This window comes from Marinobacter mangrovi, from assembly GCF_016798325.1.
Taxonomy (GTDB): domain Bacteria; phylum Pseudomonadota; class Gammaproteobacteria; order Pseudomonadales; family Oleiphilaceae; genus Marinobacter_A; species Marinobacter_A mangrovi.
Genome location: NZ_JAERVO010000002.1, coordinates 284677 through 299781, shown reverse-complemented (window position 1 = coordinate 299781; position 15105 = coordinate 284677). Strand labels below are relative to the sequence as shown.

Sequence of the window (15105 nt, the reverse complement as noted above, 5' to 3'; positions counted from 1 at the left end):
ATCGCCGACCGGGCCCGCTTCAGGTCGATGGGGACAAGGCTGGTTCAGAACAGGTTGAGTGGCACCTTCAGGTACACCTGCCCATTGTCTTCGGCGGGGGGCATGTGACCGGCCCGCATGTTGACCTGGACTGACGGCAGGATCAGTCGCGGCATGCCCAGGGTGGCGTCGCGCTCCCGACGCATGCTCACAAAATCATCTTCGGAAATGCCATCGTGCACATGGACGTTGCTGGCTTTCTGCTCAGCGACGGTGGTCTCGCAGACATACTCTTCCCGCCCGGGCGCCTTGTAGTCGTGACAGAGGAACAGGCGGGTTTCCGGTGGCAGGGACAGCACTTTCTGGATCGAGTGGTACAGCGTGCGCGCATCGCCGCCCGGGAAATCGCAGCGCGCAGTACCGTAATCGGGCATGAACAGCGTGTCGCCCACGAAAGCCGCGTCACCGATCACGTAGGTCAGGCAGGCCGGTGTGTGACCGGGCGTGTGCAGGACCCGACCTTCCAGACCGCCGATTCGGAACGTATCACCCTCGCGGAACAGGTGGTCGAACTGACTGCCGTCCCGGGCGAACTCGGTGCCGGCGTTGAAGGCTTTCCCGAAAATGTTCTGGACCTCGATGATGTGCGCCCCAATGCCGGTCTGCCCACCCAGCTTTTCATGCAGGTAGGGCGACGCGGACAGGTGATCCGCATGCACGTGAGTCTCGAGGATCCATTCAACGGAGAGGTCGTTGGTGCGAATGTAGTCGATGATCGCATCCGCCGACTGCACGTCCGTCCGGCCTGCGGCGTAATCGAAATCCAGGACCGAATCGACAATGGCGCAGGCGCGGCTGTCGGGATCGCGTACGACGTAGCTGAACGTGTTCGTTGGCTCGTCGAAAAACATCTGTACTTGAGGTTTCTGTGTCGTCATGGCTATTCACCTTGCTGGCCAGGGCCAACGCTTGCTTCGATGTTATAAGCTTAGATGAATTATGAATAACACGTAAAATTGCATTTTTCAATGTGTCAAATCATTTTTTAGAATTAATATATTCCCAAAATGAATATAAAGATTCAGGGACAGATTCCATCCGAATGAAAGCCGCCCAAAAACATCACAACACATTGATTTAACGATCAATAATAGGGCACCCTGAAACCACGCCACCCGATCAGGAGTGGTAGAGCGCCTGACTGAATTTTAGACAGGAAGACCCGCTTCAGGGTCTTGAAAATGGATCCCGAATCGCCGACGAATCCGGATGACCCGAAAACGGCATTCGCACACTGGACGGGTCAGCCCAGCCCTTTCCACAGACCAACGCAGCTGACCACCAGTAAAACACCGCCCAGCACCCGGAAGAAGACCGGCGTCTCAGCTTTGAGCATGTAGTCGTGGAACCGCAGGCCGATCACATGGCCGACCGCGGCACAGGGCAAGAGCCAGAGTTGTTGTTTCAACTCAAGATCGACCCCCACCGCGATAAACGCCGCCATCTTGATGGTGACCAGGATGAACCAGAGCGCAAACAGGGTATCCCGCAGCTTTTCCTTGGGCAGGTGCTGGGCCACCACGGCAATCACCAGGGGCGCGCCGATCAGCGACGTGCCGCTGACGTAGCCGCCGAGCATCAGGAAGACGACATCCACCACCTTGTTCTTGCTGCGGAAGGGGCGGTCCAGCAGGTAGGAAATCGAGTACACGGTCACGATGCCGAAGATGATCGTGCTCATGACGGTCGGCGGAAGCGTCACCAGCCCGAACACGCCGATCAGCTTGGGGACGATCATGATGGCCAGGATGCGGCCCAGATAGCGCCAGTCCACGGTTCCACCGTCCGGCTGCCTGGCCGCCTGGCTCTTACGGTTGTTCATGACGATGGTCAGGCCGGAAAACACCAACAGCTGAATGGCGATGATCGGCAGGAAAGCCAGCGGATTGTCGTGGACCAGCAGCAGGAACGGCAACGACAGGACCGCCCCGCCGAACCCCAGCCCGGAGCGCACGAACCCACTCCAGACAAAGATCAGACCAATCAGGACATACTGGACTGCGGTAAGATCAGACATAACACCCCGGCGCCGACAACCCCAATGAAAACAATGCAGTGTATCGGCGGTTGCCGGTGATTGATATTCACATCGGCAACTATCCCGAAACCACTTGCCCGATGCCCGCCGACCTGCCGCGGCCCTATTCGCCTTTGGTCCAATCTGGTGCGGCCCGGAAAAGCGCCGACGAGTCGTTCATTTTTCTAACCATCTGTATTCACTGAAACTATTCCCATGAACCCGGCGACACCGTCACGATGCGTTACAGACTGGTCAGTTTTTGGGCATTGACGCCGACTGCCGAACCCTCTAGGTTGTTGGCTGGCCGGCGCCCCACAAGGGCATCAAGCCGGCCCCTGAAATCGAACACCCGGCCACGAGCGGGTCTACAAAAACAACACGACCACGGCAGCCGAGATCCGGCGACGTGGAAAGGATTTCAACAATGAGTCAATTGACCGCACCCCTGATGGGACTGTGCCTGGCCAGGGCGCTTTCCTCAGCACGCTCTACCGCACTCTCTACCGCACCCCGTATGCCCCTGATCGCTCGCCGATTACCCCTGAACGATGCTCTACCGCTTATCGCCTCATCGCGAATAACACCGGATCAACGCGCGGACATCACCTCCAGCAGTTGATGCGCCCGGTTTTTGTATCGACACACCCGGCAACGACCGGTCGTGTCTCCGCGCCCGTCGCTACCGATGTTCTGCATTGCCCGGCCCGAATAGCCAGCGACATCGCCACAAAGCCAGCGCGGCCGCCTGAACCCTGAGCAGCTCACGCGGACTAAACTTAAAAGCAGGCGGCAGATGGCAATCCCACTGCCGCTCGTTAAACCACCAGCCTCCTGTCAGCCCCACAAGGGTACAGATGGCCCCGGAAGTAAGGTGAAACGCCATGAACGTATTCAGCCATCCCGAGTTCGACAACCACGAACACCTGTCCTTTTTCTGCGATCCGGAAACCGGCCTCAAGGCCATCGTCGCCATCCACAACACCTCCCGCGGTCCGGCCCTGGGCGGTTGCCGGATGTTCCCCTACGCCAGCGACGAAGAGGCGCTGCGTGACGTGCTGCGCCTGTCCCGCGGCATGACCTACAAGTCCGCGCTGGCCAACCTGGACCTGGGCGGCGGTAAGTCCGTCATCATCGGCGATCCGCGCAAGCACAAGAGCGAAGCCCTGCTCGAGTCCATGGGTAAGTTTCTCGAACAACTGGGCGGCCAATACATCGCCGCCGAGGACTCCGGCACCAGCGTGCCCGACCTGAAGGTTATGGGCCGCCACACGAGTCATGTAGCCGGCATCAAGGAACACATTGGCTTTGACGGTCTGCCCAGTAACGGCGATCCCTCACCGGCTACCGCCTACGGCACCTACGTGGGGCTGCGCATGGCCGTGCAGCACGGCTTGGGCCGCAGCGACCTGGAAGGCCTGAAGGTTGCGGTCCAGGGCATCGGCAACGTGGGCTTCCGTCTGGCGCGCCATCTCAAGGACGCCGGCGCCAAACTGTGGGTCTATGACATTCACCAGGACCAGATGCAGCGCGCGGTCGATGAACTGGGCGCGACGCCGGTGTCCGCTGAAGAAATCCTGACCTTGCCGGTGGATGTGGTGGCGCCCTGCGCGATGGGCGCCGTCCTGAACGACCGCAGTATTCCGAAGCTGCAGGCCAAGGTGGTCGCCGGTGCCGCCAACAACCAGCTCGAACACCCGGAACACGATGCGGCGCTGCTCAAGCGTGGCATCCTGTACGCGCCGGATTTCGTCATCAACGCCGGCGGTATCATCGATGTTTTCCACGAACGCACCGACCATGACCACAACCAGGTCCGTGCCCACGTGGAATCCATTGGCGACACCCTGGACGAAATTTTCCGACGCTCTAGCCGCGAGGGCCTGCCAACGGGTACCATCGCGAACCTTCTGGCGGAGGAGCGCTTCCGCCACACCCCCGCTCAACCTCGGCACACCAAGGAGACCTTGTCCAAAGTGAGCTGAAATCATTGAGTTAGCCGTTGATGAGGCCGGGGCTACACCCGGCTTGGTGTTCCTCAAGACCAACCCGTCGCCCGACTGGGCGTTCGCCGCGCCGTCGGGCGACGGGTTAACCGGACGGAACGCTGAGTCCCCTGGGAATCCCTGACAGACACTGGACCCGGAAGCCCTCTAGGGTGCTTCCCTCGCAGCAGGAGCGCACAGAGCAGGAAGTTGTCGTGCCACTGACCGGGCGGTTTTGCCCACCGTTTGCCCGCAACTTCCGGGGATGACCTACAACAACAATGCATTCGCAGGAGACTATGCTTATGTCTACCACTTCTTCCGGCAACGCAGAGGGCGTCATGGAAGCCAACGCAGAGAAACGCGGCCACTGGTCGTCACGTCTTGCCTTTATCCTGGCCGCTACGGGGTCCGCGGTCGGTCTCGGGAACATCTGGAAGTTCCCCTACATCACCGGTGAGAACGGGGGCGGCGCCTTCGTTATGGTGTATCTGGTCTGTATCGCCGCTATCGGCATTCCCATCATGATGGCGGAAGTCATGATCGGTCGCCGCGGTGGGCACAGCCCGGTCAACAGCCTGCGCGCGATTGCCGAGCGTGACAGCCTGTCCAAAGCCTGGCCGCTTGTCGGCGCCGTCGGCGTGCTGGCTGCCTTCCTGATCCTCTCGTTCTACTCCGTCATCGGCGGCTGGGCCGTGTCCTACGTGGGCACCGCGGCCACGGGCCAACTGGCGGGCAAGGACGCGGACGCCATCGGCGCCATCTTCTCAGGCCTGGTGAGCGATCCCGGCACCCTGTTGCTGTGGCACACGGTGTTCATGGCGCTGGTCATGGTGGTTGTGGCCCGCGGCGTCAGCGCCGGCCTGGAGAAAGCCGTCAGCATCCTGATGCCGGCCCTGTTCGTGCTCCTGCTGATCACCGTTGGCTACGCGATGACGTCCGGTCATTTCGGCGATGCCGTGGCGTTCCTGTTCGAGCCTGACTTTTCCAAGCTGACCACCAAGGGCGTCCTGATTGCCCTCGGCCACGCGTTCTTCACCCTGAGCCTGGGCATGGCGGTCATGATGGCCTACGGCTCCTATCTGCCGAAGGGCATTTCCATTGCCAAGACGTCCATTACGGTGTCCATCATTGATACCGTCGTGGCGCTGCTGGCCGGTCTGGCCATCTTCCCGGTGGTCTTCGCCAACGGCCTCGAACCGGGCGCCGGTCCAGGCCTGATTTTCCAGACCCTGCCGTTCGCCTTCGGCCAGATGCCGATGGGCAGCTTCTTCGGCACGCTGTTCTTCATCCTGCTGATCTTCGCCGCCTGGACCTCGGGCATCTCCCTGCTGGAGCCGCTGGTGGAGTGGTTGGAAGAGCAGAAAGGCATGAACCGCACCGTCAGCACCCTGGGTGCCGGCATCGCCTGCTGGGCGCTGGGCATTGCTTCCATCCTGTCCCTGAACCTGTGGTCCGACGTGCATCCGCTGGGCATGTTCACCATGTTCGAAGGCAAGACCATCTTCGATCTGCTGGACTTCCTGACGGCCAACATCCTGCTGCCTCTGGGTGGCCTGCTGGTGGCGGTCTTCACCGGCTGGTTCATGTCCCGCCAGGCGCTGGAAAATGAGCTGAGCCTGCCGGCTTCCGGCTTCAACCTGTGGTACAACACCATCCGGTTCCTGACGCCGGTGGCCGTTGCCATCGTCTTTATCTACAACCTGGTGTAAGCCGGTTTCACCGGGACCCGTCCGGGTCCCGGTCTTCCCCTTCCCTATTTCCCCAGCAGTTCGCCAAAGGGCCTGAGATTGATCACGTGGTCGCACAGCGTCTTCACGATCATCAGCAGCGGCGTGGCGATAATCAGCCCCACCGGCCCCCACAGCCAGCCCCACACCAACAGCCCGATGAAGATCGCCACCGCATTCAGGCTGGACACCTGACTGGTGAGCCAGGGCGTCAGCAGATAACCCTGGATGCTGGTGATGATCAGCGATGTGCCGCCGACAATGACCGCCATGTCCATGCCGCCGAACTGGATGAACGCCGCGATGCTGCAACCAATCAGAACCAGGAACGGCCCCAGGTAGGGAATCGCACTGGCAACCCCCGCCAACACGCCCCAGAAAGCCGCCTGTTCCATGCCGATCATCAGGAACGCCAACCACGTCAACACGCCGACAAAGATAGCCCCCAGCAGCATCACGAACAGGAACCGGCGCACCTGGTGATGAAACTCGTTCATGATGCGAGTCGCCTTGCGCATCCGGCCGAAGGACGGCCCGGAAATCCGCACCACCTTGCGTTTGTAGAGCGAGCCCACCGCCAGCAGGAAATACACCAGCAACAGTACCGAGAAACACTGGGTAATCAGGACCAGCGCAGCCGGCGAGCCCTGCAGCAGGTAGGCCTGGATATCCAGGGGTTTGTTGATGATCTGCACCGGCGTCACGCCAGCGGGCACGTTGGCCGTCCGGGCAGACTGTTGGCTGGCAGTTTCCTCAATTTGCTTGGCGGCCTTCTGGGCCTTTTCCATCATGCCCTCTTCGCTGTCGCGGGCATCGCCATCGTGGCGCAGCTTCTGGACCGCCGCAGGCACCTTGTCGAGGATGGCGGTGGCTTCCTGCTGCAACGGCACGCTGGCGCCGGCAAGTACCCCGATCATCGCCACCAGCACCACTGCGGCACCGACCGGCCGCGGGACGCGAATCGCGTCCAGCAGGGACACCAGTGGATCCAGCGCATAGCTGATCAGTACACTGACCACCAGCGGCAGTAGAATGGGCTGGGCCCAGTCAATGAAGTACAGGGCAGCAATACTGGTCAGGATCAGTAAAGCCGTGCTGCGGATGTTGATCGCATCCATCAGGGCTGGCGCTTCTTTACCCTCCGCCCCAGCCTCCTCCGCACGGCGTGTTTCGGCCTTCGTGTCCATTTATCCACCCTCGATTGGCAGCGACCGGCTTGGGCTTCCGGCTAACTGCTTATCTTTCCGTCAGATATAACGACACACGGTACTGCTTAACGACCGGTAACAACATTTCGGTTACGTCATCCCTGCTCTCAAGGGCCCGGCACCGCGGTATGGTAGCTCCAGGCGGTGCCGCAGGAACCCTTGAATAACGCGCCGTCGATACAACAATGACTAGCAGGAGCCGCCGATGGTAGAGGGGTCAGGGATCGATCCGGCAGTCGATTGCCATCTGTCGCTCTCAGTATCGCTGGAGGCCGCAATTCGGCCAACAGCGGATGGAGGTCAATATGGACAGTCCCAGGAAAGTCGTGACCGGGGAACCCAGGAAGAGTCTGATTGTTCTCTTTCTCGGGGCGGTGTTCAGCATCGTGATTGGCATCGTGGCGCTGCTGTCGCCAGGTTCAGGACACACCGATATGGCCGAAAACGTCGGCTGGCTCCTGATCCTGATCGGGGTTGGCGCCCTGATGTTCTACATCATTGGCAGAAGGGAGCGCCAACTGCGAAAGGAGTGACGATGGCGGACCCGGCGGTCCGCCTGGTTCCGGCATCAGACCGATGTCGCAAGCGAGGCCCTGTCGGCTTCCGGCTCGGCATCCTCCACAGCCCGGCCTGGCAGTACGGTATTCAGGATGATCGCCGTCAGGCCACCCATGGTCACGGCTGATCCCAGAACATTCTGGGCCATCTTGGGAAAGTGCTGGAACAGGTCCGGCACGGCCGCCACACCCAGACCAAGACCGAACGAGACGGCCATGATCAGCATGCTGCGCCGATCGAGATTCACGGTCGCGAGGATGCGGATACCCGCCGCAGCCACCGTGCCGAACATCACCAGCGTGGCGCCGCCCAGAACCGGCTTGGGCAGTTGCTGGAATACCCCGCCGATCATCGGGAACAGACCCAGCAACACCAGGATGCCCGCCACCCAATACGCCACGTAGCGACTGGCAATGCCGGTCAGCTGGATCACACCGTTGTTCTGGCTGAACGTGGTGTTGGGAAACGTGTTGAAGATGGCCGCCAGCATCGAATTGACACCGTCACCCAGAACCCCGGCCCGGATGCGCTTGCGATAGACATCGCCACGGATGGGTTCCTTGGAGATCATCGACGTGGCGGTGAGGTCGCCGGAAGACTCGATAGCGGTAATCAGATAGATCAGGGCGACCGGCAGAAACGCCCCGAAGTCGAAGGAAATACCGTACTTGAACGGCACCGGCAGGACGAACCAATCCAGCTTGGACAGCCCGGAGAAATCCACCTTGCCGAGCCCCATGGCCACGACAAAGCCAATCACCAGACCAAAAAAAATCGCGCCGGAACGCAGATAAAGATTGCGACTCTGGTTCATGATGATGATCAGCAGCAACACGCCGCCACCCAGTGCCAGATTGGTCAGACTGCCGAAATCCGGGGCCTTGAAGCCGCCGGCCAGGTCGGTGATGCCCACCTTGATCAGCGACAGCCCGATGGTGGTGATGACAATGCCGGTCACCAGCGGGTTGATGAACGTCTTCAGCTTGTGCAGGAACTGGCTCAGTACGATCTCGATAAAGGCGCCAAAGAAACACACCCCAAAGATCAGGCTGAGAATCTCATCCGGTCCGCCGCCCTTCGCCTTGGCAATAAAGCCGGCCGCCAGAATCGAGCTCAGGAACGCAAAGCTGGTGCCCTGCAACGCCACCAACCCTGAACCGATCGGCCCGATGCGACGCGCCTGGATAAAGGTCCCCACACCGGAGACGATCAACGCCATGCTGATCAGATAGGGCACCTCACTGCCCAGCCCGAGCACCCCCCCAATGATTAACGTCGGCGTGATGATGCCGATAAAACTCGCCAGCATGTGCTGGACCGCGGCCAGCAGGGTGGCAGGCAGCGGCGGACGGTCGTTCAGTCCGTAGAGTAGTTCCGGGGGTGTGTCGGCGTTTGAGGCCATGAGCGGGTCTCCGGTTGATGGTTCAGCAAAAGTCGTCTGCATTTGTCGTGCAAACTGCAAGCAACAACCTGACCAACCGGTTAACTTTTATTATTAATCCTTAAATTTCAGCAAATTAAAAATAATCGACTGGACAACAAATGAACAAAAATTGTGCCGGTACGTGAAAATACGTACCAGAACAGTGCCTTTGGGTAGCACATCGCACCGTTTATGCACATTCGCCCCCCAGCGGTCTGGATGGGCCTTTCCAGCAGGAGGGAACGTGGTACCATCGACGCGGTTGGCAGATTAACACGCCGGAGTTCACCAGAAGCTCCCCAAGTCACTGCCATGTACCTGACCCTCAGTGTGCATGGTGTCTGCGTGAAGCCATGCTCACGGCATACGGAGCATTGCAATGAGTGCACTTTGGATACGCCACCCGATGGCCGCCTGGACGGCCAACGACCAGGACGCCGGTAACGGCATCGTCGTCGAGAACGGCGTGATCACCGAGCTTGTCGCGTCCGGGACCTATCCGAGCCAACCGGTCGATCTCAACTGGGACGCCAGCGAACACGTCCTCCTGCCCGGCCTGGTCAATACCCACCATCATTTCTACCAGACGCTGACTAGGGCCTGTCCGCCGGCGCTCAACAAGAAACTGTTTCCCTGGCTGCAAACCCTCTACCCGATCTGGGCCGGCCTGACGCCCGATGCCCTGGCTGCAGCCACCGAACTGGCGATGGTCGAGTTGCTGTTGTCCGGCTGCACCACCGTGGCCGATCACCACTACCTGTTCCCGGACGGACTCGAGAACGCCATCGACATCCAGGCGGAAACCGCGACCCGGCTGGGCATGCGAGCCACGCTGACGCGCGGCTCCATGAGCCTGAGCACCGATGACGGTGGCCTGCCACCACCCCGTGTGGTGCAGGATGAGGCGACCATTCTCGAAGACAGCGAACGCCTGATCCGCCAGTACCACAAGCAGGACGCGGGTGGCCTGTTGGAAGTGGCCCTGGCGCCCTGCTCACCCTTTTCCGTGACGCCGGACCTCATGCGGGCGAGTGCCGAGCTGGCTGCCCAATATAGCGTCAGCCTGCACACGCACCTGGCGGAGACCCGGGACGAAAACGACTTCTGCCTGAAAACCTTTGGCCAGCGGCCGCTGGACTACCTGGACAGCGTCGGCTGGCTGCACAACCGGACCTGGCTGGCCCACGGCATTCACTTCAACGACGAGGAGATTGCCCGACTCGGCGAGGCAGGTACCGGCATCTGCCACTGCCCGTCCTCCAACATGGTGCTGGCTTCGGGCATCTGCCGCATCAACGAGCTCAAGGCGGCTGGCGCGCCGGTCGGGCTGGGCGTGGACGGCAGCGCCTCCAACGACCACAGCAACCTGATGCAGGAAATTCGGCAGGCGCTGCTGATCCAGCGGCTGCGTTATGAGGCGGACGAGTTTACGCACACCGATGCCCTGTCACTGGCCACGAAGGGGTCGGCTGACGTTTTGCGGCGGGATGATATCGGCGAACTGGCGGTGGGCAAACGGGCCGATCTGGCCCTGTTCAAACTGGACGAACCACGCTTCAGCGGCGCCCATGATCCGCTAGCCGCCCTGGTGCTTTGCGGCGCCAGTCAGGCCGATGCGGTCATGATTGGCGGGGAATGGAAGGTGCGGGATCGACAGTGGCTCGGTGGCGACACCCAGGCACTGATGGCCCGGCACCGGGAGGCTGCGCGGCGACTTTTTAACGGCTGATCGAATGAACGACGGAGCCCGGACCGGGCTCCGGCTTTTCGATCAATCAGTCGTGGCTGTACCAACTGCCGGACGCCACAAAGAACGGATTGAGCACGTCTTCCTTGCCATACTCGATGGGCGAGCCGTCCAGCTTGCGCACCTTGCCGCCGGCGGCTTCGAGCACCGCCTGAGCCGCGCCGGTGTCCCATTCGCAGGTCGGCCCCAGACGTGGGTAGATGTCCGCTTCGCCCTCGGCGATCCGGCAGAATTTCAGCGAGCTGCCAGCCTGGACCAGGCAGTGCTCCCCCAGCGCCTCGATGAAGGCCCGGGTGTCGTCGTTCAGGTGGTTCTTGCTGGCGACGACCCGTTTGCTTTGCGGCGGCTCGACCACGCTGAGCTGGCGCGTCTCACCGGCGCCATTGCGCTTCCAGGCGCCCTCGCCTTTCAGCCCCCAATAAACCTCGTCCAATGCGGGTGCGGTCACCACGCCCATCACCGGCTCACCATTCTCGATCAGCGCAATATTGACGGTGAACTCGCCGCTGCGATTGACGAAATCCTTGGTGCCGTCGATCGGATCGACCAGCCAGAAACGCGTCCAGTGTTTGCGCTCGTCCCAGGGCGCGTTGGCAGACTCTTCCGACAGGATAGGAATCTCCGGGGTCAGCGACTGCAGCCCCTCGACAATCACGTGGTGGGAAGCGATGTCCGCTTCGGTGATCGGCGATTTGTCCGCCTTGTGATCGACGGAAAAGTCCGTCTCGTAGATGTCGAGCACCTTGGCGCTGGCCGCTTCGGCAATGCGGACCACTTCGGGAAGCAGTGAAGAGTTCGAAGCCATGTGTAGAGGTTCCTGGCTGGCAAATGTCATTGGGATCAGGCCCGAGTTTAACGGAACGGGATAGCAACTGCGACGCAGACCCGCGGTCGCTGTCATTCTTCAGAACGGCAGATTGTCCCTGAGAAACCCGCGAAACCACTGGTGCGCCCGGTCCTTGTCCAACGCCACAGGCCAGATGAGAAAGATGGGAACCGTCGGCGTTTCCGTGGGGAACGGCAGGATCTGTAATTGCAGGGTGTCTGCCAGACGCTCGGCCAGGCGCAACGGCACCGTCGCAATCAGATCGCTGGACGCGGCCACCCAGAGCGGATTGCTGTATTGAACCACCCGTGCCCCGATGCGCCGTTGCCATCCGGGCCGCCCCAGGATCAGGTCCAGCGGCAGGGTCCGCTGTTCACGCTCGGGCAGCACCACATGCTCGGCGGACAGATAGTCGTCCAGCGACAACTCGCCCCGGATGTGCGGATGATCCTGCCGGGCTACCACCACCAGCGACTCCTCCGCCACCTGCTCGGCAGTCAGGCGCTCGTCGGCGGGACGCCGGGTGTCGAATGCCAGATCCGCTTCGGCACTGGTCAGTAGCGCCGACCAGTTCTCCAATTGCGGCAGAATCTGGATGCCCATGCCGGCACTGTGTTCGCGCAACGCGCTGATCACCGGCCCCAGCATCAGGGACTCGAAGTAGTCGATGGCAACAATCCGGAAGGTCCGGGCCGACCGGGAGGGATCGAACGCCTGCCCGGGTTCCAGCGCATCCGCCAGCGCTCCCAGCCCGTTGCTGACCTGCTCGTACAGCTCCCGCGCCCGCGGCGTCGGGTTCAGGCCGCTGCGACTGCGGGTAAACAGCGGATCCCCCACCGTCAGTCGAAGGCGCTGGAGGGCCGCGCTCACCGCCGGCTGGCTCATACCCAGACGATCAGCAGCGCGTGATAACTGCCCTTCTTCCACCACCGCGGCAAAGACCGGCAACAGGTTCAGATCGACAGACCTAAAATTCAGCTTCATGGATATTACATATACAGGATATTGATTGGCCAAAAAAGAGTGGAACGGGCGACGATGAGGCCTGAGGTGAATTATCGGAGAACAACAATGAACGAAAATAATCTCATCGGCCTGTCCGTCCTCTTCCTGGTCCTGATGTCTGCCCTGTTCGAGCGGCTCAGTGGACGCAGTGCCAACGGCGCCCGCACCGCCCGGGACTGGAAGATTGCTGGTCTGACGACCGCGATGATGGTGGGTATCCAGCGTCCGCTGGTGCTGTTCCTGATCGGCTACCTGATGACCCTGGCCCTGCCCGGCAGCGCGGGCTCACTGGCCTGGCTGGAGCACGAGCATTTCTGGATCACCCTGGTGGTGTATTTCTGTCTGGAAGAGTTTATCCACGGCGCCGGCCACTACTTTGCTCATTGCCGTCGACCGCGCTGGCGCTGGGCCCAGAAGGTGCAAGCGGTGTACAAACATTCCCATCGCCCCCACCATTTCAGCGGGGACGACGATCGCGGCAAACTGACCGCCACCCAGACGTTCACCAACGGTTTCCTCTGGTGGCTGATCATGCCCAACTACTGGTTCAGCCTGCTGTGCCTGTACCTGGGGCTGACGGAAGTTTTCCTCTGGGGCACCGCGATCAAGGGGCTTTGGGCCGCGCACACCCACACCGCGTGGAACTACGACCTGTATTTCCACAACCACAAGTGGGCCTGGGTACGAAAAATCATGTGGGCGCTGGCCCATGTGATTACCTTCCCCACCCAGCACCATCATCACCATGCGCGCGGCCGCAATTCCGCCAGGAACGTCTGCGGCTCGCTGGCTCTGTACGACTGGCTGGTGTTCGATACCCTGGCCATCGAGACCCAGCGGCCGGAGATCTACGGCTGGCGCCAGTCCGAGAAAGAACAGAAAAGCGTTCTCTACCGCTACTTCAACCTGGACCTGTCACGCTACCTGAAAACCTGACCGGCCCGGATCCATGCCGGCGGGAAACCCTTTCCCGCCAGTGATCGTTTACTCGAACCAGCCCGCCGGCACCCGCACGGCCAGCACATCGCTCTCGACGCACACCTTGCCACCGGCCATCAGCGTGCAGCTCACCCGAATCTTCTTCTCGCTGACGTCTTCCACCGTCGCCTCCAGCAGGATGTCCTCCCCCATGGGCACCGGGCGTTTGAATCGCACCTGCAGGTCGCCGGTGGCAAACCACAGGCGCTCGCCTTCTCCGATCGGACGGCCAGCCACCTGATACGCCTTGGCCATCGCAGTACAGATACAGTGACAGTCGATGATGGTGGAAATAATGCCGCCGTTCAGGAAGTGCGTCGGCCCGGCGCAATGATGCGGTGCGGGCGTAAAGCGGCATTCGGCGGTATCCGGGCCGGTCCAGCAGCTCTTGATCTGCAGCCCCTGGTCATTGAGGGGGCCACAGCCGTAGCAGTGGTTGTCCGGAATCTGGTCCTGAAAGGCGGGTATCGATGCGTTCATGGTCATCCTGTTCATCGGGTCGGCCAACCCACTCGGGGCAGATTTAATGTGCATGACGCACTGCAAACGTGGCCAGTGGCCGACGGTATTGGCTATGGTTGAGAGAGAGGCTGCAAACGGCCGTTCGGGGGTTTAGACAGGAGGATTTCAGGAATTCACGGCGAAGGGAATAGGCAGACGGTCGCAGGGTCGTGCGGGTCGCCGGAGCAACCCGCCATCCCATATCAGATATTGCCGTCGTCGCCCTGGCTGTCGGCACCGGCCATCCGGGTGGCACCACAGTGCAGGTAGCTGGACGATTGCAGCCATTGCTGGTCGGGATAGTAGGTGAATACCAACTGACCGCCCTTGAGATTGTCCACCACCTCGCGGATCACCTTGTTGCTCACCGCGGGGCAGCCATGGCTGCGGCCGATTCGGCCATAGCGCTGGACCCAGGACTGGGCCACGTAGTCTGCGCCGTGAATCACGATGGCCCGTTGCCGCGCCAGGTCGTTGACGCCTTTTTCCAGACCGTCCAGGCGTAGTGCGTACCCGTGGCGGCCGCGGTAGGTTTCACCGGCCTGAAACAGACCGATGCTGGACTGGTAGCTGCCCTCGACGTTGGAGAAGGTGGTGGCGTCGGTCATTCCGGAATTCTTGCCGTGGGCAACCAGTCCGCGGAGAACCAGCGACCCGGTTTCCAGGTCCAACAACCAGAGGCGCTTGGTGGAGGACGGCAGGGAGAAGTCGATCACAGCCAGTCGCCTGGGCGCGTGAATGCCGTGGCTAACCGCGCATTCGGAAGCCTGAAGCGCCCGTTGCAGGACCTTGTGACTCAGGTTGGGAGCGGCCTCGCTGAGTTTGTTGTACAGGGCCTTGTCAAAGGCCGCTGCGTGGCTTTGTAAGGCCAGACAGTTTGAAAACAGTACGCCCAGAACGACTGCCAGAACGCGTTGTAAGCGTCTGTCGATCATAGTTTCCCCCTCGGGTGCATTCGAATCCGCATGGGCTGCGCCAATGGCGGCTTCCGGAGCCGAAATCATGCGATGCCCCGAAAGGATGAGGCATTCTATCAAGGTTTTCTGCGATGCAAATCCAGCTGTACAAAAATCATACACTCCGGAACG

13 protein-coding genes are annotated in these 15105 nt (G+C 61.1%); 5 read left to right on the top strand and 8 right to left on the bottom strand.

From position 1 onward, the window contains the following. Positions 1-44: 44 nt before the first annotated feature. Complete coding sequence (locus JL474_RS07330; RefSeq protein ID WP_203141541.1) at positions 45-917, bottom strand: MBL fold metallo-hydrolase; 873 nt, start codon at positions 915-917, stop codon at positions 45-47. A gap of 365 nt (positions 918-1282) precedes the next feature. After that, positions 1283-2056 carry a sulfite exporter TauE/SafE family protein gene (locus JL474_RS07325; RefSeq protein ID WP_203141540.1) on the bottom strand — a complete coding sequence of 258 codons (774 nt, stop codon included), beginning with the start codon at positions 2054-2056 and terminating at the stop codon, positions 1283-1285. Positions 2057-2940: 884 nt separating this feature from the next. Here JL474_RS07325 and JL474_RS07320 point away from each other — a divergent pair. After that, positions 2941-4041, top strand: coding sequence for a Glu/Leu/Phe/Val family dehydrogenase (locus tag JL474_RS07320; protein WP_123632807.1), 1101 nt, complete (start codon positions 2941-2943; stop codon positions 4039-4041). 305 nt (positions 4042-4346) lie between these two features. Further along, positions 4347-5753, top strand: coding sequence for a sodium-dependent transporter (locus tag JL474_RS07315; RefSeq protein ID WP_203141539.1), 1407 nt, complete (start codon positions 4347-4349; stop codon positions 5751-5753). A 44-nt stretch (positions 5754-5797) separates the two neighbouring features. On the opposite strand, the gene JL474_RS07310 is transcribed toward JL474_RS07315, so the two are convergent. Next, positions 5798-6958, bottom strand: a complete 1161-nt coding sequence (locus JL474_RS07310) for an AI-2E family transporter (RefSeq protein WP_203141538.1) — start codon at positions 6956-6958, stop codon at positions 5798-5800. Positions 6959-7284: 326 nt separating this feature from the next. Here JL474_RS07310 and JL474_RS07305 point away from each other — a divergent pair, with 326 nt between their 5' ends. Then, complete coding sequence (locus JL474_RS07305) at positions 7285-7512, top strand: hypothetical protein (protein ID WP_203141537.1); 228 nt, start codon at positions 7285-7287, stop codon at positions 7510-7512. A 35-nt stretch (positions 7513-7547) separates the two neighbouring features. Here the strand turns inward: JL474_RS07305 and JL474_RS07300 are convergent, their stop codons facing one another. Then, a complete protein-coding gene (locus JL474_RS07300; protein WP_203141536.1) occupies positions 7548-8939 on the bottom strand; it encodes a uracil-xanthine permease family protein in 1392 nt (463 codons plus the stop codon). A gap of 400 nt (positions 8940-9339) precedes the next feature. On the opposite strand from JL474_RS07300, the gene JL474_RS07295 reads away from it, so the two are divergent. Next, complete coding sequence (locus JL474_RS07295; protein WP_123632818.1) at positions 9340-10689, top strand: 8-oxoguanine deaminase; 1350 nt, start codon at positions 9340-9342, stop codon at positions 10687-10689. A 46-nt stretch (positions 10690-10735) separates the two neighbouring features. Here the strand turns inward: JL474_RS07295 and cysQ are convergent, their stop codons facing one another. Next, complete coding sequence (gene cysQ / locus JL474_RS07290; RefSeq protein WP_123632820.1) at positions 10736-11512, bottom strand: 3'(2'),5'-bisphosphate nucleotidase CysQ; 777 nt, start codon at positions 11510-11512, stop codon at positions 10736-10738. A gap of 99 nt (positions 11513-11611) precedes the next feature. Continuing rightward, the gene (locus JL474_RS07285; protein WP_203141535.1) at positions 11612-12517 is read right to left on the bottom strand and encodes a LysR family transcriptional regulator; all 906 of its coding nucleotides are present in this window, start codon (positions 12515-12517) and stop codon (positions 11612-11614) included. 87 nt (positions 12518-12604) lie between these two features. Here JL474_RS07285 and JL474_RS07280 point away from each other — a divergent pair, with 87 nt between their 5' ends. After that, positions 12605-13474 carry a sterol desaturase family protein gene (locus tag JL474_RS07280; protein WP_203141534.1) on the top strand — a complete coding sequence of 290 codons (870 nt, stop codon included), beginning with the start codon at positions 12605-12607 and terminating at the stop codon, positions 13472-13474. A 48-nt stretch (positions 13475-13522) separates the two neighbouring features. Here the strand turns inward: JL474_RS07280 and JL474_RS07275 are convergent, their stop codons facing one another. Both JL474_RS07275 and JL474_RS07270 read right to left on the bottom strand, forming a co-directional pair. Beyond that, a complete protein-coding gene (locus tag JL474_RS07275) occupies positions 13523-13996 on the bottom strand; it encodes a PaaI family thioesterase (RefSeq protein ID WP_203141533.1) in 474 nt (157 codons plus the stop codon). A 224-nt stretch (positions 13997-14220) separates the two neighbouring features. Further along, positions 14221-14952 (bottom strand): murein L,D-transpeptidase catalytic domain family protein, encoded by a 732-nt coding sequence (locus JL474_RS07270; RefSeq protein ID WP_203141532.1) that lies wholly within the window; start codon positions 14950-14952, stop codon positions 14221-14223. Between the last annotated feature and the right edge of the window lie 153 nt (positions 14953-15105).